We start from the raw sequence: 21,035 nt of genomic DNA, 5'->3' as shown, positions 1-21,035 counted from the left end.
CGAGTCTCCCGCGTCCCCCGTATCCCTCGCGTCCCTCGCCCGAGTCCATCGGAGTCACCGCATGACGACGTTGACGCCCACACCGGGCGGCACCACGGTCCGCCCCGGCCCGCCGTCCGCCACCGCGCGACGGCGGCCGCCCCGGCAGGGCGGCACCATTCTGGCCGTACCCGCCCTGGTCTGGTACCTGGTCTTCATGGTCGGCCCGCTGGTCGCGATCTTCGTGGTCGCGGCCCTGCACTGGCCGGGCATGCTGCAACCGGTGTCGTTCGCCGGCCTCGGCAACGTCCGTACCGTCCTCGACGACCCGCTCTTCTGGGACGCGGTGCGCAACACCGCGGTCCAGCTCGCCGTCGCCCTGCCGGTCATGATCGTGTGCGCCTACATGCTGGGCTACTACGTCGCGCAGAAGCCGCCGGGCCACCGGGTCGTCCGCTATCTGCTCTTCATCCCGGGGCTCATCTCGACCCCGGCGAAGGCCATGGTGTTCTACGCCGCGCTGTCCCCGGACGGACTGGCCAACGGCGCCCTGGAGTCGGTGGGCCTCGGTTCGCTGGCCGACGCCTGGCTCGCCTCGCCGTCCACCGCCCTGGCGTGTCTGATCGCGCTGGACGTGTGGGCCGGGATCGGCTTCACCGCCGTGCTGTTCGCGGCCCGCCTCTCCAGCGTGCCCGACGAGCTCGGCGAGGCCGCCCAGCTCGACGGCTCCGGGCACTGGCGCACCATGTGGCTCGTCCACTTCCCCGTCATCCGGGACTACGTCGGCGTCGTGACGATGCTCCAGTTCCTGTGGACGCTCTTCGGGTCCGCGCAGCACGTCCTGCTGCTCACCCAGGGCGGCCCCGGCAGCTCGTCCACCACCCTGTCGTTCCTCGTCTACCAGAAGGCGTTCATCGCCGCCGACCTCGGCTACAGCCAGACCGTCGGCGTCATCCTCTTCCTCGCCGGGCTCGTCGGACTGCTCACCATCCGCCGCGCATTCCGCCAGAACTACTGATCGGAGCCGCTCACCATGAAGCTCGGCAAGCGCTGGCTGCCCGCGCACATCCTGGTGTGGTCCTACGCGGTCCTGCTGATCGTGCCGCTGTACTACTTCCTCGCCTCGGCCTTCAAGACGAACGACGAGATCTTCGCGCACCCCTTCGCCCTGCCCACCTCGTTCGGGTTCGGCAACTTCCACACCGCCTTCGACAGCGCCGACCTGGGGCTCGCCGTCGTCAACTCGACGCTGGTGACGGTCTTCTCGCTGGTGCTGACCCTGACGCTCGCGCTGCCGGCGGCCTTCGCGCTGGCCCGCTCCACCGGCCGGGTCGCCTCCCTCGTGGAGAACGTCTTCTCGCTCGGCTTCCTCATCCCCACCTTCGCCGCGCTCTTCCCGACGTTCCTGCTGGCCGCGGCGACCGGGCTGTTCCACACCCGCACGTTCATGGTGCTGTTCCTGCCCGCGACCGCGATGCCGTTGTCCGTGGTGATCCTGGTGCAGTTCATGCGGACCATCCCGAAGGAGATGGAGGAGGCCGCCCGCATCGACGGCGCCTCCACGTACGCGACCCTGCGGCACGTCTACATCCCGATGTGCATGCCCGGCATCGCGACCGTACTGCTGCTGAACTTCCTCACCTTCTGGAACGAGTACCTGTACTCGCTCGTGATCATCGGGCCCGACCCCGCGCAGCGCACGGTCCAGGTCGCGCTGCCCACCCTGAAGTCCATCACCGGCACCGACTACGGCGTCCTCACCGCGGGCACGGTCCTCACGCTCGTACCGGTGTGGATCGTCTACACGGTCCTGCAGAAGCGGATGCAGCAGGCCCTCGTCAGCGGGGCGGTGAAGATGTGAGCGCGCCCACCGACGAGCCCGTCACGCCCGCCACAGCCGTCTCGCCGGCCACGGCCGACGCACCCGGCAGGCCCGGCAGGCGTCCCACCATCAAGGCCGTCGCGGCGGCCGCGGGGGTGTCGACCGCGGCCGTGTCCCAGGCCTTCAACGACAAGGGGCGGCTCTCCTCGGCGACCCGCCGTCGCATCCTGGACACCGCGCTGGAACTGGGCTGGTCGCCCAGCGCGCCGGCCGCCGCACTGCGCAGCGCCCGCACCCGTACGCTCGCCCTGGTCGTCCGGCGGCCCACCGACGTACTCGGCGCGGACCCCCACTTCAGCGAACTGATCACCGGCATAGAGGGCGAACTCGCCCCGCGCGGCTACGGTCTGCTGCTGCACCTGGTGGCGGGCGCGCAGGAGGAGAACGTCCTCTACGAGCGGCTCGCCGCCGAGGGCAGGGTGGACGGCGCGGTGCTCACCGACGCGCGCGCCGTCGATCCCCGCCCCGCGCTGCTGACCCGGCTGGGCCTGCCCGCGGTGCTGCTCGGCGACCCCGACCGTACGACGGCCGTGCCGAGCGTCGGCCTCGGCCGGCAGGGGGCCGGTGTCGAGGAGGTCGTCGCTCACCTGCTGGCCCTCGGCCACCGGCGGGTCGCCTATGTGGCGGGGCCCGAGGAGTTGCAGCACACCCGGCTGCGCCAGGGCGCCTTCGGCTCGGCCCTCGGCGCGGCGGGGCTGCGGCCGGTCGCCGTGCTGCACACCGATTTCTCGGAGGTCTCCGCGGTCGCCGCGACCGACGCGCTGCTGGCCATGGCGGACCGGCCCACGGCCATCGTCTACGCCAACGACTCCATGGCGGTGTGCGGCATGGGCGCCGCCCAGCGCGCGGGCCTGCGCGTCCCCGCCGACCTCTCGGTCGTCGGCTACGACAACCTGCCGCTGGGCCGCTGGCTGCACCCGAGGCTGACCACCGTCGACCAGCAGGTGCAGCGGGTCGGCGCGGCCGCCGCGCGGGTCCTGCTCGCCCGCTGCGGCGAGGACGTCGAGGCCGAACGGCTCGACGACCGGCCCCGCCTGGTCGTCCGCGAGTCCACCGGGCCCGCTCCCCGCAGACCGCCCTCCTGACCTCTCCCCCCACGCCCGCACCACCCCCGATCGATCCGAGAAGGACCATGCGACGCCACAGCGCCCATCTGACCCACGACGCCGCCGTACTGCCCTGGCTCGGCGCCAACTTCTGGTCCCGCACCGGCGGCCCCCTGATGTGGCGCGACTACGACCCGAAGACGGTCCGCGAGGAACTCGGGGTGCTGCGCGAGCACGGTCTGACCATGACGCGCTCCTTCTTCTACTGGCCCGACTTCCACCCCGAACCCCACCGCGTCGACGAGATCCTGTGCGAGCGGTTCGCGGACTTCCTCGACGCCCACACCGAGGCGGGCATGGGCACCGTGCCCACCTTCATCGTCGGCCACATGTCCGGCGAGAACTGGGACCCCCTCTGGCGCGGCGGGCGGGACCTGTACGAGGACGTGTGGATGGTCGGCCGCCAGGCGTGGTTCGCGTCGCAGATGACCCGCCGCTTCAAGGACCACCCCGCGGTCACCGGCTGGCTCATCACCAACGAGATGCCCGGCTACGGCCGCGTCTACCAGGAGAACCCGCCCTCCTCAGAGGTCGTCACCGCCTGGGCGCAGGCCATGTGCAACGCCGTACGGGCGGCCGGCGGCACCCAGCCCGTCTCCCTCGGCGACGGCGCCTGGGGCATCGAGGTGACTGGCCGCGACAACGGTTTCTCGCTGCGCGACACCGCCGAGTACGTCGACTTCGTCGGCCCGCACGTCTACCGCTCGGACACCGACCGGCCGCGCCAGCACCACCGGGCCGCCTTCGAGTGCGAACTGGCGTCGGTGACCGGACAGCCCGTCGTACTGGAGGAGTTCGGCCTCTCCACGGACACCGTCTCCGCCGAGAACGCCGGGATCTACTACCGGCAGACCCTGCACAACTCCCTGCTCGGCGGCGCCACGGGCTGGATCGCCTGGAACAACACCGACTACGACGACCTGTGGGACCGCTCGCCGTACGACCACCACCCCTTCGAGATGCACTTCGGCATCACGGACAGCGAGGGCGCGCCGAAGGCTCCGCTGGTCGAACTCGCCGCGTTCGCGGGCGTGCTGGCGGCGGTCGACTTCGCCCGCTGCCGACGGGCCGACTCCGACGCCGCCCTGGTCGTGCCCGCGTTCCTGGAGCGCGGATACCCCTACAGCAGGCCGGCCGACCGCCCGCTCATCTTCACCTCGCTGCACCAGGCGTACGTCGCCGCGCGCGCCGCCGACCTGCCGGCCGGACTCGTCCGCGAGGCCGACCACCTCCCCGGCCACGCCAAGCTCTACCTCCTGCCCGCCACCCGGCAGTTGACCGCCCGCACCCGGCGTGAACTGGCGCGCCGGGCCGAGGAGGGGGCGACGGTCTACCTGTCGTTCTGCTCGGGTGAGCACCCCGGCACGCGCGGGCCCTGGTTCGACGACCTGGACGGTCTGTTCGGGGTCGAGCTGCAACTGTCGTACGGGGTCGCCGAGCCCATCACCGACGACGTACTGGAGATGACCTTCACCGAGGACTTCGGGCCGCTCACGGCGGGTGAGACCCTCACCTTCCCGGTCGCGGGCAACGAGGACAGCCGGGCCTATCTTCCGGTGGTCCCGCGCGACGCCAGGGTGGTCGCCGTGGACGGACACGGCCGCCCGGCCCTGCTCGTGCGCGAGACCGGGCAGGGGCGCACCGTCCTGGCGACCTACCCCCTGGAGCACATGGCCGCGCGCACCGCCCACGTCAACCCCGAGCAGACCCACCGGCTGTACGCGGCGCTCGCCGACGTCGCGGGTGCCGAACGCCCGGTCACCGTCGACAGCCCGTACGTGGGCGCCGACCTCCTCGTGCACGAGGACGGACGGCGGTTCGTGTGGCTGGTCAGCCAGTGCGCCGAGGAGCTGACGGTGCGCCCGGCGGCGGCCGGCGCCCTGCGGGACCTGGCCTCCGGCGAGCAGGTGACGGACGTGCGGCTCGCCCCGTACGGGGTCGTCGTCCTGGAGCTGACATGACCCGCCCGCTCCACCGGGACCCCGGCGCGCCGGTCGAGTCCCGGGTGCGTGACCTGCTGGGCCGTATGACGCTCCAGGAGAAGGTCGGCCAGGTCAACCAGCGCCTGTACGGCTGGGACGCCTACGAGCGGACGGCCCAGGGGCACCGGCTCACCGAGGCCTTGCACACCGAGGTGGCCGCCCACGACGGCATGGGCGCCCTCTACGGACTCCAGCGCGCCGACCCGTGGTCCGGGGTGGGCTTCGCGGACGGCATCACGGCGGCCGACGGTGCCAGGGTCGCCGACGAGGTGCAGCGGTACGTCGTGGAGGAGACCCGGCTGGGTGTTCCGGTGCTGTTCGTGGAGGAGGTGCCGCACGGCCACCAGGCGCTCGACGGCACCGTCCTGCCGGTGAACCTCGCCGTGGGCGCCACCTGGGACCCCGAGCTGTACGAGGCCGCCGCCGAGGCCGCGGGCGCCGAACTGCGGGCGCGCGGTGGCCATGTGGCGCTCGTGTCGGCCCTCGACCTGGTGCGCGACCCGCGCTGGGGCCGGGCCGAGGAGTGCTTCGGAGAGGATCCGTATCTGGCCGCCCGGTTCACCCGGTCCCTGGTGCAGGGCATGCGCAGGGCGGGGGCGGCGGTCGTCCTCAAGCACTTCGCCGGGCAGGGTGCCACGGTCGGCGGCCGCAACAGCGCGGCCACCGAGCTCGGGCCGAGGGAACTGCACGAGATCCACCTCGCGGCGGCGCGCGCGGGGGTGCGGGCAGGCGCGGCCGGGGTGATGGCGGCGTACAACGAACTCGACGGTCTGCCCTGCGTCGCCAACCGCCCTCTGCTGACCGGTCTCCTGCGCGAGCAGTGGGGCTACGACGGGATCGTCATGGCGGACGGCGGTGCCGTCGACCGGCTGGTCCGCCTCACCGGCGACCCGGTGGCCGCGGGCGCCATGGCCCTGTCGGCGGGCTGTGATCTGAGCCTGTGGGACGCCGCCTTCCCCCGGCTGGCCGAGGCCGTCACCCGTGGCCTCGTGCCCGAGGCGGCACTCGACACCGCCGTCGCGCGGGTCCTCACGCTCAAGTTCCGGCTCGGCCTCTTCGAGCAGCCGTACGCGTCGGGGCGCCCCGTCCACGAAACACCTTTCCCCGTACGGGAGTTGAGCGAGCGGATCGCCAGGTCCTCTCTCGTGCTGCTCGAACACGACGGAGCGACCCTGCCGTTGGGTCCTACGGCCCGGCGGATCGCCGTGCTGGGTCCCGACGCGGACTCCGTACCGAACCAGATCGGCGACTACACCGCGCCGCAGCGGCCCGGGACCGGGATCACCGTCCTGGCGGGCATCCGCGCGGCAGCCCGTGAGCGGGCCGAGGGCGTCGAGGTCACCCATGCGGCCGGGTGCGCGCTGACCGGCGCCGATCTCTCCGCGATCCCCGAGGCGGTCGCCCTGGCCGCCGCGGCGGATGTCGCTGTGCTGGTCCTCGGCGGTTCCAGCGCCCGCGACGGCGCCACGACGTTCGCCGGCAACGGCGCGGCACTGGTCGACGCGGCCGCTGCGGGCGATGCGGGCGGCATGACCTGCGGCGAGGGCGTCGATCTGGCCGAACTTGCCCTGCCCACCGGGCAGTCGCGGCTGCTGGAGGCGGTGGCCGCCACGGGCACACCGGTCGTCGTGGTCCTGGTCCAGGGGCGTCCGCACGCCCTGCCGGACCTCTCCGGGACCGTGGGCGCCGTGCTGAGCGCCTGGTATCCGGGACCATGGGGCGGCCGCGCGGTCGCCGACGTCCTCTTCGGCCGGGCGGAGCCCGAGGGGCGCCTCCCCGTGTCGGTACCGCGCTCGGCGGCTCAGCTGCCCGTCCACTACAACGGCAAGGACCACGGCTACCGGGGTTACGTGGACCAGCCGGCCACCGCCCGCCACCCGTTCGGCCACGGGCTGTCGTACACGACGGTGTCCTACGGGGCGCCGAGGCTGTCGCGGACCTCCGTGACCGTGGACGAGCCCACGCTGACCTGTTCGGTCGCCGTCACGAACACGGGGTCCCGGCCGGTGCGCGAGACCGTGCAGTTGTACGTGCGGCGGATGTCGGGCGGTTCGTCGTGGCCCAGGACGAGAGAGCTGCGCGGCTTCACCCGGGTCCGGCTCCTGCCGGGCGAGACCGCGCGGGCCGAGTTCGACGTCGACGCGGACACCCTCGCCTCGGTGCGGCGCGACCTCACCATGGGTGTGGAGGCGGGTGAACTGCTGCTGGAGACCGGGCCGTCGTCGGCCGGGACCCGCGCCGTGTCCCTCACGGTCGGGCCCTGACCCACGGCGACGAAGCCCTACGGGAGCGGCCGCCCGGTGAACCAGACCGTCGTGTCCGCGGGCACGTGCGTCGTCACCGGTTCGGACGCGACCAGGAGGTCCACCCCGGGCGGCAGCGGAACCGGGCGCTGCCCGAGGTTCGTGACGACCTCGACCGAGCCGTTGCGCAGGTGCAGGACGTCGTCGGGAGAGGCCACCCAGGCGAGGGGCCCCTGTCCCTGGCCCAGGGCGTGCCGGCGGCGCAGGCGCAGCAGGTCGCGGTACAGCTCCAGTGTGGAGTCCGGGCGGCCGCGCTGCGCGGCCACGGCGTAGGAGCCGTAGTCGGACGGCTGGGGCAGCCAGGTGCCGGGGCCTTCGGGGCCGGTGCCGAAACCGAAGGCGGGTCCGTCCTCGGTCCACGGGAGGGGGACGCGGCAGCCGTCACGTCCGCGGATGCGGTGTCCCGACCGTTCCCAGACCGGGTCCTGGCGGGCCGCGTCCGGGAGTTCGGTGGCCTCGGGCAGGCCCAGTTCCTCGCCCTGGTACACGTACGCCGAGCCCGGCAGCGCGAGCATGAACGCGGTGGCCGCTCGCGCCCGGCGCAGTCCCAGGGGGCGGTCGGGCTGCGGGTCGTCGGCGCCCACGCCGTGTTCCAGTTCGACCGGTCCGTCGTATCCGAAGCGGCTGGCGTGCCGCATCACGTCGTGGTTGGACAGCACCCAGGTGGTGGGCGCGCCGACCGCGTCGTTGGCCGCCAGCGACGCGTCGACCACGCCGCGCAGGGCGGCCGCCCGCCAGGGCGTCTCCAGGAAACGGAAGTTGAAGGCCTGGTGCATCTCGTCGGCGCGGATGATCCGGGCGGCGCGCTCCGGCGGCAGCCAGGCCTCGGCGCACAGGATGCGCCGGCCGTCGTAGGTGTCGAGGAGCCGTCGCCAGGTCCGGAAGATCTCGTGGATCCCCTCCTGGTCCCACATGGGAGGCATCTCGCCGTCGACGGGCTCGATCACCCCGTGGGTCGGGCGGGGCCAGTCGGGCAGGCCGGGGGCCTTCACGAGGGCGTCGCAGACGTCGACCCGGAAGCCGTCGGCGCCCCGGTCGAGCCAGAACCGCAGCGTCCGCTCGAAGTCCTCCCGTACCGCGGGGTTGTCCCAGTTCCAGTCGGGCTGGGAGGAGTCGAACAGGTGCAGGTACCACTGCCCCGGGCTGCCGTCGGCCTCGGTGACCCTGGTCCAGGCGGCCCCTTCGAACATCGACGTCCAGTCGTTGGGCGGCAGGGAGCCGTCCGGTCCGAGGCCGTCGCGGAAGTGGAACAGGGCCCGTTCGTCGCTGCCGGGTGGTGCGGCCAGCGCGGCGCGGAACGCGGCGTGCTCGGCGGAGCAGTGGTTGGGTACGAGGTCGACGATCACGCGGATGTCCAGCGCGTGGGCGCGGGCCAGGAGCGCGTCGAAGTCGGCGAGCGTGCCGTAACGGGGATCCACCGCGCGGTAGTCGGCCACGTCGTAGCCGCCGTCGCGCTGCGGTGAGGGGTAGAAGGGCGAGAGCCACAGGGCGTCGACGCCCAGATCCGCCAGGTGGTCGAGCCGCCCGGTGATTCCGGGCAGGTCACCGGTGCCGTCCCCGTCGCCGTCGGCGAACGAGCGCGGGTACACCTGGTAGATGACGGCGGTCCGCCACCAGTCGTCGTCGGTGGCGGAGGCGGCCCGGTCGGGGGCGAGGGCGGGCGTGGAGTCGGCTGTCGTCATAGCAGCGGGGTCTCCTGTGCGTAGATGTCGGGCCGGCGGTCGCCGAGCAGGTCGTTGTGCGGGGAGATGGCCTTGTCGCGGGAGAGGTTCAGGAAGAGGTCGGCCGTGGCGCGCTGCTCCGGACCGGTCGCGGTGGCTGTGAGCCAGCCGTACTGGTTGATGACGGCGGTGCCCTGCGTCCACCGCTGTCCGCGCTCGACGCCGCCGCGGTCCGCGCACGCGATGAAGACGCCGTTGGCGCGCGCGGCGGACTGGGCCTGGATGATCTCCGCCGGGTACTGGCCGGCCGGATGCTCGACCAGCGGCCAGTTGGTCGGTACGGCTATCAGGTCCGCGCCGGCGAGGGCGAGCCCGCGGGGCATCTCCGCGAACTCCAGGTCGTAGCAGATCAGTACGCCGATCCGGCCGTGTGCCGTGTCGACCACCGGGGGTGGGCGGTCGCCGGGGGTGAAGAAGAGCGTCTCACGGTCCCACAGGTGTGTCTTGCGGTAGACGGCGCGCACCCCGCTCGCGTCGACCACGGCGGCGCTGTTGTACAGCGTGTCGCCTGCGTCCTGGCAGAAGCCGAGCACGACGACGCCCCGGGTACCGGCCAGCAGCGCGGTCAGGTCGGCGAAGAACGGGTCCGCCAGGGTGATCGCCGTGCTCCACGCCTCCTGCGAGGTCTCGAACACGTAGCCGGAGGTGGTCAGTTCGGGAAGGACGACGACATCGGCGCGGTCGGCCAGCGCGCGCCGGACGGCGGTCAGGGCCAGCTCCTTGTTGTATGCCAGATCGCCGATCCTCGGGGCCAGTTGCTCGCACACGACGCGGGTCACGTCGGTCTTCGTCACGGTCATTTCACCGCTCCTTCGGTGAGGCCGCTGATCAGGCGCCGCTGCAGGACCGTGTAGGCCAGCAGGACCGGAAGGGCGACGAGTACGGCCGCCGCCGCGGTGACGGCGGGGTCGCTGGACCGGGCCGCCCCGGAGAAGAAGGAGAGCGCCAGCGGAACGGTCTGCACCGCCGCGTTGTCGGGGACGAGGATGAGTGCCAGCAGGAACTCGTTCCAGGTGAACAGGAAGAGCACCGTGCCCAGGGTCGTGAGGGCGGGTCCCGCGATGGGCAGCACGACGAGACGCAGGGTCTGGAACCTGCTCGTGCCGTCGATGCGCGCCGCTTCGAGCAGTTCCTGGGGGACGGAGGCGAAGAACGAGCGCATCCAGAGCACGCCGAGGGGGACCGACAGGGCGATCTGCGGCAGGATCAGCGCCCAGTAGGTGTCGATGAGGTTCCAGCCCGCGAGCATCTCGTACAGGGGCAGCACCGTCACCTCGTACGGGAGGACGAGTCCGAGCAGCAGCAGCCCCAGGACGAGCTTCCCGCCCGGTACGCGCATGGTGGCCAGCGCGTATCCGGCCAGACTGGCGAGGACCACGGTGACCACGACGACGGTGACGGACACCAGCGCGCTCGACAGCAGGGCGGAGCCGAAACGGCCCTGTGTCCAGGCCGTCGAGTAGCTGGACAGGGACAGCCCGCCGGAGGAGCCGTCGAGCGAGGAGACGACGATCGACACCAGGGGGAAGACCGCGACGACGGACGCGAGGACGAGCAGCGCGTGCGTGGTGACACTCTCGGTACGGGCCATCCTCATGACTGCGCCTTCTTCCTGGCCGGCCTGGCCGGCCGCACGGGACCGCGACGCGCGAGACCGCGCCGGGTGCCGTCGCCCTCGCGGAGCAGGAGCTGTACGGCCACCACGACGAGGAGGATCACGACGGTGAGCACGACGGCCAGGGCGGAGGCCCGGCCGAGCATGCGGTTCTGGAAGGCGTCCTGGTAGACGTACAGGCTCGGGACGGTCGTGGACGTACCCGGACCGCCGCGGGTGGTGTTCCAGATGAGGTCGAAGTTGCGCAGCGCGAAGGTGACCGTGAGGATCAGCGCGATCGAGATCTGGGGGCGCAGTGCGGGCAGCGTGACGGAGAAGAACTCCCGCACCGCTCCGGCGCCGTCCAGCCGGGCCGCCTCGTAGGTCGACCGGTCGATGGCCGTGATGCCGCTGAGGAAGAGCACCATGCACAGGCCGTACTCCACCCAGGTGCCGACCACTCCGATCGAGGGCAGCGCGGTGTCGAAGTCGCCCAGCCAGCTCGTGGTGAACCGGCCCAGACCCACGGCCCGCAGTACGGCGTTGACGGGGCCGTCCTCGGCGAGCAGGTTCCGCCAGGCGACGGCGACGACGACGCTGGAGAGGATCTGCGGCACGAAGAGCACCGCCCGGAACAGCGTCAGTCCGTACACCCGGATACGGGACATGGCTCCGGCGAGCAGCAGGCCCACGGACACCGGCAGGGCCGCGTAGAAGAACAGCAGGAGCAGCGAGTGCAGCAGGGCCGCGCGCAGTTGGCTGTCGGTGAAGACGGCCGTGTAGTTGTCCAGGCCGACCGGCGTGCCCACGGTGAGGCCGTCGTACGCGTAGAACGAGTACCAGACGGACACGCCGATGGGGTACAGGACGAAGACGCCGAAGAACGCCAGCGCCGGTGCCACGTACAGCAGCGAGGACCAGGAGAGGGAGGACAGGGCGGAGCGGTGGCGGCGGGGCCGGCGGCCGCGGCCGCGGCCGGTGACGGCCGTCGGCGGCGCGGTGCCGCGGTCCCGCGCGGGGGCGACGGTGCTCACTTGGCCTCCCTCGCCTTCTGCCAGGAGTCCTGGACGGCCCGGGTGAAGGCGGCGCCGCTCGTGCGGCCGGCCATGACCTCCTGGAGTCCGCCGCCCATCACGGTGAGCATGTCGGTGGCGCTCCAGTCGTAGTAGCCGACCTGGGTGCCGGCGGCGATGGTGCGCTTCAGTACGTCGAGGGTCTGGCTCTGCAGGCTGTTCGCGCCCTTCACCCCGTCGGTGACGACGGGCAGCCGGCCGGTGTCGAGGATCTCCTGACCGGCTTCGGGTGTGTGCAGGGCCGCGAGGAAGGCGATCGCGGCGGGGGTGGCCTTGGAGGAGGCGGCGATGTGCCACGGCGAGGCGGTGGCTCCGGCTCCGCCGGTGGTGAGTGCGCCGAAGCCGAACTTCTCGGGGTCGAGTTTGGCGCCGTTCCAGGAGCCGCCGACGAAGAAGGCGCCCGAGCCCTTGGCGAACCGGGCGATGGCGTCCTCGTTGCTGAGGCCGTCGTAACCGGAGCCGAAGTAGCCCTTCTCGGCCCAGTCGGCCATGGTGGCGGCCGCCTTCTCGTTGCCGGTGGTGGCGAAGCTGGTGCCCGCCTTGCCGCCGATCCAGTCGCGTATCGCGGCCGGGTCCTGCTCGGTCGCGGCGAGGTCGGAGAAGATGTGGGTGGCGGCGTACTGGTCGCTGTTGCCCAGCATGACGGGCTGCTTGCCGGCCTTCTCGACGACCGGCAGCTGCTTGGCCAGGTCGCTCAGGGACCGCGGCGGTTCCAGGTCCAAGGATGTCAGCAGAGCCTTGTTGTAGTAGACGCCCTGTACCTCGCTGATCGGCGACATCCCGTAGAGGTTGCCGTCGCCGAACGCGCTGCCTGCGCTGTTCCAGCGGGCCGGTGCCAGGGTGCTCGCGCCGGTGCCGGTGAGCCAGCCGTAGGTCGCCGCCACGTCGTCGAGCGGGCGGACCAGCTCGGCCTTGACGAGCGCCCCGTCGACCGCGTAGCCGATGTTGCCCTGGAACAGGTCGGGCGGGGTGCTGCCGGAGGCGGCGTTGACGACGGTGGCGACGAGGTCGTCGAAGCTCTTGTAGGTGATGTCGACCTTGACGTTGGGGTACTTCTTCTCGAAGGCCGGGACGACCGATCTCATCAGCGGCTTCTCCGCCTGGTCCGCCCACATGCGCAGGGTGACGTCGCCGAGGGCGGCGACCTGTGCGGTGGTGACGGGCTCGGTGATGAAGGACTGGGTCCCGGCGGTGGCGGTCTTCCCCGCCCCGGGCGGACTGCACCCGGCGCAGGCGAGGGCGGCGGTCAGCGCGACGGCCGCCGCGGCGCCCCAGGCGCGGCGGGGCGTGCCCGCTGTCGCCCGCCGTGCCCCCTGGCGTGCCTCACGACGGACCTCACGATGTACCTCACGACGTACGGATCTCATCCGGTGCACCGTTCCTCTGGGGGATGGGGTCAGCCGGCGTAGGAACGCAGGCGGAGGGTGGCCGTGGCCTGGTGGGCCGTCATGCCCTCGCTGGCGGAGATGACCTCGACCGCCTCGGCGAGCAGCGGTGTGGCCGCGCGGCTGACGCGCTGGTAGGTGAGCGGCTTCAGGTAGCGGGAGACGGACAGCCCGGCGCTGTGCTTGGCGCCGCCGGCGGTCGGGAGGGTGTGGTTCGTGCCGGCCATGCCCTTGTCCGAGTAGGCGACCGTGCTCCAGTGGCCGAGGAACAGGGAGCCGTAGTTGCGCAGCGTGTCGTGGTACCAGTCGTCCTCGCCCGTCTGCACCTCCAGGTGTTCCGGGGCGAGTTCGTCCATGACCGCGACGGCGTCCTCCCGGTCGCCCACGAGGATCACGGAGCCGAAGTCGTGCCAGGCGGGGCCGCAGATGTCCCGCGTGGACAGGGTCGTCAGCTGACGCTCGACGGCGGCGAGCACGTCCCGGCCCAGCTTCTCGGAGGTGGTCACCAGGGCGGCCGGCGAGTTGAGGCCGTGCTCGGCCTGGCCGAGCAGGTCCGCGGCGACGGCCTCGGGGTCGGCCGTGGCGTCGGCGATGACGGCGACCTCGGAGGGGCCCGCGAGCAGGTCGATGGCGACCGTGCCGAACAACTGGCGCTTGGCCTCGGCCACATAGGCGTTTCCGGCGCCGACGATCATGTCGACCGGCGGGCGGCCCAGCAGTCCGAAGGCCATCGCCGCGAGGGCCTGCACCCCTCCGACCACGAAGAGGTGATCGATCCCGGAGAGGTGCGCGGCGTAGGTGACGGCGTCGTTGGCGCGCCCGTCCGGCTGGGGCGGGGTGCATCCCACCACGGTCGGAACGCCCGCGACCTTGGCCACGCCCACCGTCATGAAGGCGCTGGCCGTGAGCGGGAAGCGGCCCGCGGGGAGGTAGGCCCCGACCGTGCCGACCGGTACATAGCGCTGGCCGACCACCAGGCCGGGGGCGAGCTCCTCCTCGAAGTCCGCCAGGTGCGCGCGCTGCAGGGCGGCGAAGCCGCGGGTGCGCTCCGCGCCGAGCTCGATCGCCTCGCGCAGGTCCTTCGGCAGCCGCTCGCCGCTGCGGGCGACCTCCGCCGCACCGAGTTCGATCGCGCCGTCGGCCTGGCCGTCGAGGGAACGGGCGTAGCGGCGTACGGCGTCCAGGCCGTCGCGCTCGATGTCGGACAGCATGCGGCTGACCGTCTCGATCACCTCGGGGTCGCGCTGGGCCGGCGGAGCGTCGACCGCGGGAGCCTTGAGCAGGGTGAACCGGTCGGCGTACGCGGCGGTGAAGCGGGGACTCAATTTCATAGAGCTGAGCCTGATGGAGGATTTGCCCCTGGACAACCGCGAATTGTCCCGGGCAGTCCATAGGGTTGCCCTATGGCAAGCTGGATCACATGGCACCCATGGGCTCCTCCGCGTACCAGCCCCCTCCGGCGACCACCCTGAACCAGCTGCGCGCCTTCCTGGCCGCCGCCCGGCTGGGCACGTTCTCCGCCGCCGCGGTGGAACTGCGTACGACGCAGCCCTCGGTCTCGGAACTCATCAAGCGCGTGGAGGAGCACTACCGCATCCCGCTGTTCACCCGCGGCGCGCGCCGGCTCGTGCTGACCTCGGCGGGCGAGGAGCTGCTGCCCTACGCCCAGCAGGCGGTGGAGGCCGCCGCGGGCGCCGACCGGGCGCTGCGCTCCCTGACCTCGCTGGACGGCGGAGTGGCCACCTTCGGCCTGCTGCGCAACGCCGACTACTACCTCTTGTCCGACCTGCTCGAGACGTTCCACGCGAAGCATCCCCGAGTGCGGCTGCGGATCGTGGGCCTCAACTCGGTGGAGGTCGCCGAGGCGGTCACGGCGGGCGACCTGGAGGCCGGGCTGGTCGTCCTGCCCATCGACGCCGAGGGCCTCGACATCACACCGCTCATGCGGGACGAGGTGGTCTACACCTCGGCGGACCCGGAGCGCACCACGAGGCCGATCACGATGGCCGACCTCGCCGCGGCGCCCCTGATCCTCTACGACGCCCACTACGGCTGGCGGGACCCGACCCGGCGCCAGCTGGCCGAGCGCGCCCAGGTGGAGGGCGTCACCCTGTCCCCGCTCGTCGAGGTCGAGCAGGTCGACTCCGCCCTGCACCTCGTCGCCCGGGGCGCGGGAGACACCCTCGTGTCCCGGGCGGTCGCGCGCAGCCGCACCTTTCCGGAGAACCTGCACACCGTCGGGTTCGCCGAACCGCTGTACGACACCATCGCCGTGGTCCAGCGCCAGGGAGCCGTGCTGTCACCCGCCACCCGGGAGATCGCACGGCTGGCCCGCCGCATGCTGCTCGAACACTGAGGGCGCCCATCGCGGGGCGGGCTCTCGCAGCCGGCCGGCCGGGCGCCGATCCGTCGGTCGGTCCCACGTCCCACTTCGAGACGGACGGCCGGGAACAGCCTGCGCATCCCGGCAGTAGCCTGGCCGCAGAGGGACGCACGCGCTCAACGCGTCACCGGCCCGGCCCGGCCCGGCCCGTACCCGGGAGGGACGGCCGCTGGACGGCCGGAGGCTTCCGATCCTCGCAGCGGACACAGGGGCTCCCGGCATCTCGTCCTCCCCGCCGTCCTTGGAGCGACTCCCGCGTGCTCCAGCAGGGGGGACGAACCGGCGCGGGGGCACCCGCACGGCGAGGGAACCGTTCGTGTCCCCTCAGGTGTCCCCGCGTCGGCCCCGCCTGCCGGCGCCGGGCCTCGGGCCCTACGCGGCCAGGGTCTCGTCCTCCCGCGCCACGCCGTCGCGGCTGCTGCGGTACTGCTCCAGCAGCAGATCGGCGGCACGCAGCGCCTGCTCGGCGGTGCGGGAGGCGGTCATGACGCACAGGGTGTAGGTGACGTCCGCCAGGGCGCGGGCGGTGCGATCGGTGGGCCGCACGTCGTGCTCGATCCGCGTCTCGGCGAAACGGGACAGGATCGTACGCAGTTCCTTCTCCGCCGGCACCATCATGGCGATTCCTCCCACACAGCACAGCTCGCATGTGGGCAGGTGCCACCGCGAGAATCCGGTCCTCATCAGTGGCGTCGTTGTCACCGCGCGACAGCGAAAGGCGTCGCGTAAACCGTCAAGTGCCCCGTCACGGGGGATGTATGCCTGCGCGCGCCGAAAATCCTTCACACGGCCGGACACAGACGTGGGGGCCGTGCCCCGGAAAGGCACGGCCCCCACGCCTGCCGGACGCGGTTCCGGGTTCACCCGTACCGCGCGGCGGGGCGGATCACGCGGTGAAAGCGGTGTCCTCCCACGCGGTCAACGACAGGTCGCCGTTGTCGACGTCCTGCTCGAAGGCGACGGTGCTGTGGGCGTTCCCGCCCGTCGGCGAGATCTGCAGGTAGCCGGCGTGCACCTCGTCCGCACCGGTGTGGGTCCACACCAGGTCGGCGTAGGCGGAGTCACCGGCCTCCAGGGTCACCGAGCGCTCACCGGGGTCCTGTGCGAAGTAGGTGTCCCCGTGCTTCACCCGGGTGGTCGCGGACCCGTGCCCGGCCGTCTCCAGGGCCAGGCCCGCGTAGCCGGAGATCGCACAGGTGGTGTCGCCGGTGTTGGTCACCTTCAGATATGTGCCGGCGTGGTTCATCTCCGCCTGACGCGTGTCGAGGTCGGTCGTCGTCGCCTTCAGCGTGCCCGGCTGGCACGCCGCGGACGCGGCGCTCGGCCGGGCCTGGCCGGCGTCCGCCGCGAGGGCGGTTCCGCACGCCAGTCCGGCGAGCGAGAAGGCGGCGGTGACTGCGACAGCCGTACGCAGGACGGTCATGGTGCTCATCTCCAGGTGTTCATCAGAAAAAGTCGATCTCTGCTTCGTCAAGACATGTGCCCGGCCCGCGGAAGATCAACGTCACCGGACCGTCACAGGCGTCCCAAGCAACGCAAAGAAGGGACGGGGACGGCCGCCTCGACACCGACCACACCCGTGGACGTTTCACTCCATATGGCCCGATATGCACACTTCCGCAAACCGATCTAGCCTGACAGGACAATCGCTCGGACAGTCGACAGCCGGTACCACCGGCGGAGGGTGAGCTTCCATGGCTGAGCGGCACATACGGTCCGGTCTGATCGGCGAGTTGTCGGCCGAGTTCGTGGGCACGATGATCCTCATCCTCTTCGGCTGCGGAGTGGTGGCCCAGGTCTCCGCGGGCGGCGCCCTCACGGATCCGGCGGGTGGTCTGGGAGACCACGACAGCATCGCCTGGGCGTGGGGACTCGGTGTCACCCTCGGTGTCTACGTCGCGGCGCGGCTGAGCGGCGCCCACCTCAATCCGGCGGTCACGGTCGCCCTCGCCGCGTTCAAGGGATTCCCGTGGCGCAAAGTGGCCCCCTACGCGCTGGCCCAGACCGCGGGCGCCTTCGTGGCCGCGCTCCTCGTCCGCTGGAACTACAGCGAGGCGCTGGCGAAGGCCGACCCCGGACACACCATCAAGACGCAGGGCGTGTTCTCCACCCTCCCCGGCAACGGCAACCCGGCCCTGCCGGTCCACGAGTGGGGCGCCTTCCGCGACCAGATCATCGGCACCGCCATCCTGCTGCTGCTGATCCTGGCCGTCACGGACATGCTCAACACCTCGCCGGGCGCGAACCTGGCGCCGTTCATCATCGGCCTCATCGTGGTCGCGATCGGCATGGCCTGGGGGACGAACGCGGGCTACGCCATCAACCCGGCCCGTGACTTCGGACCGCGGCTGGCGAGCTTCTTCACCGGGTACGGCGGAGCGTGGCGAGATCAGTACGGGAACCTCTACTTCTGGGTGCCGATCATCGGCCCGCTGCTCGGCGGCCTGCTCGGCGCGGGTCTGTACAAGGCCCTCATCAGCCCGTTCCTGCCGTCCTCCGAGCCCGAGCCACCGGGGCGCGTCCCGACCCCCAAGGACTGACCACACCCCGGACGGAAAGGCAGCACACCATGGCGGACTTCATCGGCGCGGTGGATCAGGGAACCACCAGCACCCGATTCATGATCTTCGACCACGGCGGCAACGAGGTGGCGAAGCACCAGCTGGAGCACGCGCAGATCCTGCCGCGCTCCGGCTGGGTGGAGCACGACCCGGTGGAGATCTGGGAGCGCACCAACTCGGTCATCCAGAACGCCCTGCGGCACGGCGGTCTGTCGGCGGACGACCTGGCCGCGATCGGCATCACCAACCAGCGGGAGACCACGGTGGTCTGGGACCCGCGCAACGGGCGCCCCTACTACAACGCCATCGTGTGGCAGGACACCCGTACCGACGCGATAGCCGCCGCCCTGGAACGCTCGGGACAGGGCGACGTCATCCGCCGCAAGGCGGGGCTGCCGCCGGCCACGTACTTCTCCGCCGGCAAGATCCAGTGGATCCTGGAGAACGTCGACGGTGTCCGCGCGGCGGCCGAGCAGGGCCACGCCCTCTTCGGCAACACGGACGCGTGGGTCCTGTGGAACCTCACCGGCGGCCCCGACGGCGGCATCCACGCCACCGACGTGACCAACGCCAGCCGCACCATGCTGATGGATCTGGAGACCCTCGACTGGGACGACGAGCTGCTGGGGTTCTTCGACATCCCCCGGGCCATGCTGCCCGCCATCAAGCCCTCGTCGCACCCGGAGGCGTACGGCGTCACCCGTACCTCCCGGCCCCTGCGCGCCGCCATCCCCATCGGGGGCGTGCTCGGCGACCAGCAGGCGGCGACCGTCGGACAGGTCTGCTTCTCGCCCGGCGAGGCCAAGAACACGTACGGCACGGGCAACTTCCTGGTGCTCAACACGGGTACGGAGCTGGTCCGCTCCGAGCACGGGCTGCTCACCACCGTGGCGTACCGGTTCGGCGACGACCCGGTGGTCTACGCGCTGGAGGGTTCCATCGCGGTGACCGGCTCCGCGGTGCAGTGGCTGCGCGACCAGATGAAGATCATCAAGACGGCCGCGGAGAGCGAGGAGCTCGCCCGTACCGTCGACGACAACGGCGGCATGTACTTCGTCCCCGCCTTCTCCGGTCTGTTCGCGCCCTACTGGCGCTCGGACGCCCGCGGCGCGATCGTCGGCCTGGCCAGGTACAACGACAACGCGCACTTGGCGCGGGCGACCCTGGAAGCCATCTGCTACCAGAGCCGCGACGTCGTGGACGCGATGGAACGGGACTCCGGAGTCCACCTCGACGTACTCAAGGTCGACGGCGGAGTCACCGCCAACGATCTCTGCATGCAGATCCAGGCCGACGTCCTCGGCGTGCCCGTGAGCCGCCCCGTCGTCGCCGAGACGACCGCGCTCGGCGCCGCCTACGCGGCGGGCCTCGCCACCGGGTTCTGGCGGGACACCGACGAACTGCGCACCCACTGGAAGGAGTCGAAACGGTGGGAGCCGCAGTGGTCGGACGAGCAGCGCGAGGAGGGCCACGCCGGGTGGAAGAAGGCGGTGGAGCGCACCCTCGACTGGGTGAGCGTCCCCTGACCCCGCGGGCTCAGCGGTTCTCACCACCCCCGTCCGGCAGCGCGCCGGTGCGTGCCACGTCCGCGTACCAGCGCGCGCTGGCCTTGGGGATGCGCTTGCCGGTCGGGTAGTCGACGTAGACGGCGCCGAAGCGCTTGCTGTAGCCGTAGCCCCACTCGAAGTTGTCCAGCAGGGACCACAGGAAGTAGCCCCGCACGTCGACGCCGGCCGCGATCGCCCGCTGCACGGCCGCCAGGTGGCCGTGGAGATAGGCGATGCGGTCGGGGTCGGCCACCACGCCCTCCGGGTTGACGTAGTCGTCGAACGCGGCACCGTTCTCGGTGATCATCAAGGGCATCGCGGGGAAGTCCGCCTTGAGCCGCAGCAGCAGGTCGTACAGACCGCTGGGGTCGACCGCCCAGCCCATCGCGGTGGTACTGCCCGCCGGACGGTGGAAGGCGACATCGGCGCCCGGCCACGGGCTGTGCTCGCTCGCCCCGTGCCCGTCGGAACCGTGGCTGGCCTCGCCGGTGGCGGCCGAGACCAGGGTGGGCGTGTAGTAGTTGACGCCCAGGAAGTCCAGCGGCTGGTGGATCGTGGCGGTGTCACCGTCCTGGACGAACGACCAGTCGGTGAGCGAGGCCGTGTCCTGGAGGAGGTCCTGCGGGTACCGGCCCTCCAGGATCGGCCCCGTGAAGACACGGTTGGCCAGCGCGTCGATCCGGCGGGCCGCGTCCACGTCCTCGGCGGCCTCGGTCAGCGCCCGGACGTGGTGGATGTTGAGCGTGATGGAGGTCCGCGCGTACGAGGGCAGTTCGGCGCGCAGCGCCGAAACGGCCTTGCCGTGGGCGAGGTTGAGGTGGTGCGCCGCGCGCAGCGCCGCGACCGGGTCGGTGCGGCCGGGCGCGTGGACACCCGAGCCGTAGCCCAGGAAGGCGCTGCACCAGGGCTCGTTGAGGGTGGTCCAGGTCTTCACCCGGTCCCCCAGCGCACGGGCCGCCAGGGTCGCGTAGTCGGCGAACCGGTCGGTGGTCACGCGCTCCGGCCAGCCGCCCGCGTCCTCCAGTTCCTGCGGCAGGTCCCAGTGGTACAGGGTGACGACCGGCTCGATGCCCTTCTCCAGCAGCGCGTCGGTCAGGGCGCGGTAGAAGTCGAGCCCCTTCTGCACGGCCGGGCCGCGTCCGGTCGGCTGGACCCGCGACCAGGACAGGGAGAACCGGTACGCGCTCACGCCGAGGTCGGCCATGATCTCGACGTCCTCGCGCCAGCGGTGGTAGTGGTCGGTGGCCACGTCACCGGTGTCGCCGTTGCGTACCCTGCCGGGCGTGTGCGAGTAGGTGTCCCAGATGGAAGGGGTGCGTCCGTCGACGGAGGCGGCACCCTCGATCTGGTACGCGGCAGTCGCGGTGCCCCAGGTGAATCCCTGCGGGAATCGGATGAGGTCGGTGTGGTCCGGGGCGGGCGCGACACGTCGGGTAACGGTGGTCACGTGAGTCCTTCCAGATGTACTGCGGGGCGGGAGAGACGAAGCGGGTGGCGGGTGGCGGCGGGCCGCGGCAGG

Annotated in this window: 17 protein-coding genes; 8 read left to right on the top strand and 9 right to left on the bottom strand. The window is 71.9% G+C overall.

What is annotated here, in order from left to right; translation table 11 throughout:
- Window positions 1-61: 61 nt before the first annotated feature.
- From ACLVWQ_RS36845 to ACLVWQ_RS36825, 5 genes are all read left to right on the top strand, one after another.
- Window positions 62-997, top strand: coding sequence for a carbohydrate ABC transporter permease (locus ACLVWQ_RS36845; protein ID WP_414113633.1), 936 nt, complete (start codon window positions 62-64; stop codon window positions 995-997).
- Window positions 998-1,012: 15 nt separating this feature from the next.
- Window positions 1,013-1,840, top strand: a complete 828-nt coding sequence (locus ACLVWQ_RS36840) for a carbohydrate ABC transporter permease (RefSeq protein WP_414113632.1) — start codon at window positions 1,013-1,015, stop codon at window positions 1,838-1,840.
- 89 nt (window positions 1,841-1,929) lie between these two features.
- Window positions 1,930-2,946: a LacI family DNA-binding transcriptional regulator gene (locus ACLVWQ_RS36835; protein WP_414113694.1), complete on the top strand. Its 1,017-nt coding sequence runs from the start codon at window positions 1,930-1,932 to the stop codon at window positions 2,944-2,946.
- A 47-nt stretch (window positions 2,947-2,993) separates the two neighbouring features.
- Window positions 2,994-4,928 carry a cellulase family glycosylhydrolase gene (locus tag ACLVWQ_RS36830; protein ID WP_414113631.1) on the top strand — a complete coding sequence of 645 codons (1,935 nt, stop codon included), beginning with the start codon at window positions 2,994-2,996 and terminating at the stop codon, window positions 4,926-4,928.
- The gene (locus ACLVWQ_RS36825; protein ID WP_414113630.1) at window positions 4,925-7,213 is read left to right on the top strand and encodes a glycoside hydrolase family 3 N-terminal domain-containing protein; all 2,289 of its coding nucleotides are present in this window, start codon (window positions 4,925-4,927) and stop codon (window positions 7,211-7,213) included. The genes ACLVWQ_RS36830 and ACLVWQ_RS36825 overlap by 4 nt, the downstream gene beginning before the upstream one ends.
- Window positions 7,214-7,230: 17 nt before the next feature.
- On the opposite strand, the gene ACLVWQ_RS36820 is transcribed toward ACLVWQ_RS36825, so the two are convergent.
- From ACLVWQ_RS36820 to hisD, 6 genes are read right to left on the bottom strand one after another with little or no spacing between them, the layout of a single operon-like run.
- Window positions 7,231-8,934 (bottom strand): glycoside hydrolase family 13 protein, encoded by a 1,704-nt coding sequence (locus tag ACLVWQ_RS36820; RefSeq protein WP_414113629.1) that lies wholly within the window; start codon window positions 8,932-8,934, stop codon window positions 7,231-7,233.
- Entirely contained in the window at window positions 8,931-9,773 is an 843-nt protein-coding gene (locus ACLVWQ_RS36815; protein ID WP_414113628.1) for a nitrilase-related carbon-nitrogen hydrolase, read from the bottom strand. Before ACLVWQ_RS36815 ends, ACLVWQ_RS36820 begins: the two co-directional genes overlap by 4 nt.
- Window positions 9,770-10,570 (bottom strand): carbohydrate ABC transporter permease, encoded by an 801-nt coding sequence (locus ACLVWQ_RS36810; protein WP_414113627.1) that lies wholly within the window; start codon window positions 10,568-10,570, stop codon window positions 9,770-9,772. The genes ACLVWQ_RS36815 and ACLVWQ_RS36810 overlap by 4 nt, the downstream gene beginning before the upstream one ends.
- Window positions 10,567-11,601: a carbohydrate ABC transporter permease gene (locus ACLVWQ_RS36805; protein ID WP_414113626.1), complete on the bottom strand. Its 1,035-nt coding sequence runs from the start codon at window positions 11,599-11,601 to the stop codon at window positions 10,567-10,569. The genes ACLVWQ_RS36810 and ACLVWQ_RS36805 overlap by 4 nt, the downstream gene beginning before the upstream one ends.
- Window positions 11,598-13,007: an ABC transporter substrate-binding protein gene (locus tag ACLVWQ_RS36800; protein ID WP_414113625.1), complete on the bottom strand. Its 1,410-nt coding sequence runs from the start codon at window positions 13,005-13,007 to the stop codon at window positions 11,598-11,600. Before ACLVWQ_RS36800 ends, ACLVWQ_RS36805 begins: the two co-directional genes overlap by 4 nt.
- Window positions 13,008-13,036: 29 nt before the next feature.
- Window positions 13,037-14,356 carry a histidinol dehydrogenase gene (hisD, locus tag ACLVWQ_RS36795; protein ID WP_414113624.1) on the bottom strand — a complete coding sequence of 440 codons (1,320 nt, stop codon included), beginning with the start codon at window positions 14,354-14,356 and terminating at the stop codon, window positions 13,037-13,039.
- Between the two features lie 89 nt (window positions 14,357-14,445).
- Between hisD and ACLVWQ_RS36790 the strand changes: the two genes are divergently transcribed.
- The gene (locus ACLVWQ_RS36790; protein ID WP_414113623.1) at window positions 14,446-15,381 is read left to right on the top strand and encodes a LysR family transcriptional regulator; all 936 of its coding nucleotides are present in this window, start codon (window positions 14,446-14,448) and stop codon (window positions 15,379-15,381) included.
- A 399-nt stretch (window positions 15,382-15,780) separates the two neighbouring features.
- On the opposite strand, the gene ACLVWQ_RS36785 is transcribed toward ACLVWQ_RS36790, so the two are convergent.
- Together ACLVWQ_RS36785 and ACLVWQ_RS36780 are read right to left on the bottom strand one after the other, a co-directional pair.
- On the bottom strand, window positions 15,781-16,026 hold the full coding sequence (locus tag ACLVWQ_RS36785; RefSeq protein ID WP_414113622.1) for a DUF5133 domain-containing protein: 246 nt from the start codon (window positions 16,024-16,026) through the stop codon (window positions 15,781-15,783).
- Window positions 16,027-16,294: 268 nt separating this feature from the next.
- Window positions 16,295-16,840 (bottom strand): DUF4232 domain-containing protein, encoded by a 546-nt coding sequence (locus tag ACLVWQ_RS36780; protein WP_414113621.1) that lies wholly within the window; start codon window positions 16,838-16,840, stop codon window positions 16,295-16,297.
- Between the two features lie 262 nt (window positions 16,841-17,102).
- On the opposite strand from ACLVWQ_RS36780, the gene ACLVWQ_RS36775 reads away from it, so the two are divergent.
- Both ACLVWQ_RS36775 and glpK read left to right on the top strand, forming a co-directional pair.
- A complete protein-coding gene (locus ACLVWQ_RS36775; RefSeq protein ID WP_414113620.1) occupies window positions 17,103-17,948 on the top strand; it encodes an MIP/aquaporin family protein in 846 nt (281 codons plus the stop codon).
- Window positions 17,949-17,977: 29 nt separating this feature from the next.
- A complete protein-coding gene (glpK, locus tag ACLVWQ_RS36770) occupies window positions 17,978-19,495 on the top strand; it encodes a glycerol kinase GlpK (protein WP_414113619.1) in 1,518 nt (505 codons plus the stop codon).
- Window positions 19,496-19,505: 10 nt separating this feature from the next.
- On the opposite strand, the gene ACLVWQ_RS36765 is transcribed toward glpK, so the two are convergent.
- The gene (locus ACLVWQ_RS36765) at window positions 19,506-20,963 is read right to left on the bottom strand and encodes a GH1 family beta-glucosidase (RefSeq protein ID WP_414113618.1); all 1,458 of its coding nucleotides are present in this window, start codon (window positions 20,961-20,963) and stop codon (window positions 19,506-19,508) included.
- Between the last annotated feature and the right edge of the window lie 72 nt (window positions 20,964-21,035).

The organism is Streptomyces sp. CWNU-52B, assembly GCF_047444975.1.
GTDB lineage: Bacteria > Actinomycetota > Actinomycetes > Streptomycetales > Streptomycetaceae > Streptomyces.
The sequence above is the reverse complement of the archived record's forward strand: the minus strand, read 5'-3'. Positions and strand labels throughout refer to the sequence as shown.

Excerpts from the sequence above, each read along its gene's own strand:
- ACLVWQ_RS36845 (WP_414113633.1), top strand. The coding sequence starts at position 62 with ATGACGACGTTGACGCCCACACCGGGCGGCACCACGGTCCGCCCCGGC.
- ACLVWQ_RS36840 (WP_414113632.1), top strand. The coding sequence starts at position 1,013 with ATGAAGCTCGGCAAGCGCTGGCTGCCCGCGCACATCCTGGTGTGGTCC.
- ACLVWQ_RS36830 (WP_414113631.1), top strand. The coding sequence starts at position 2,994 with ATGCGACGCCACAGCGCCCATCTGACCCACGACGCCGCCGTACTGCCC.
- ACLVWQ_RS36825 (WP_414113630.1), top strand. The coding sequence starts at position 4,925 with ATGACCCGCCCGCTCCACCGGGACCCCGGCGCGCCGGTCGAGTCCCGG.
- ACLVWQ_RS36820 (WP_414113629.1), bottom strand. The coding sequence starts at position 8,934 with ATGACGACAGCCGACTCCACGCCCGCCCTCGCCCCCGACCGGGCCGCC.
- ACLVWQ_RS36815 (WP_414113628.1), bottom strand. The coding sequence starts at position 9,773 with ATGACCGTGACGAAGACCGACGTGACCCGCGTCGTGTGCGAGCAACTG.
- ACLVWQ_RS36810 (WP_414113627.1), bottom strand. The coding sequence starts at position 10,570 with ATGAGGATGGCCCGTACCGAGAGTGTCACCACGCACGCGCTGCTCGTC.
- ACLVWQ_RS36800 (WP_414113625.1), bottom strand. The coding sequence starts at position 13,007 with ATGAGATCCGTACGTCGTGAGGTACATCGTGAGGTCCGTCGTGAGGCA.
- hisD (WP_414113624.1), bottom strand. The coding sequence starts at position 14,356 with ATGAAATTGAGTCCCCGCTTCACCGCCGCGTACGCCGACCGGTTCACC.
- ACLVWQ_RS36790 (WP_414113623.1), top strand. The coding sequence starts at position 14,446 with ATGGCACCCATGGGCTCCTCCGCGTACCAGCCCCCTCCGGCGACCACC.
- ACLVWQ_RS36785 (WP_414113622.1), bottom strand. The coding sequence starts at position 16,026 with ATGATGGTGCCGGCGGAGAAGGAACTGCGTACGATCCTGTCCCGTTTC.
- ACLVWQ_RS36780 (WP_414113621.1), bottom strand. The coding sequence starts at position 16,840 with ATGAGCACCATGACCGTCCTGCGTACGGCTGTCGCAGTCACCGCCGCC.
- ACLVWQ_RS36775 (WP_414113620.1), top strand. The coding sequence starts at position 17,103 with ATGGCTGAGCGGCACATACGGTCCGGTCTGATCGGCGAGTTGTCGGCC.
- glpK (WP_414113619.1), top strand. The coding sequence starts at position 17,978 with ATGGCGGACTTCATCGGCGCGGTGGATCAGGGAACCACCAGCACCCGA.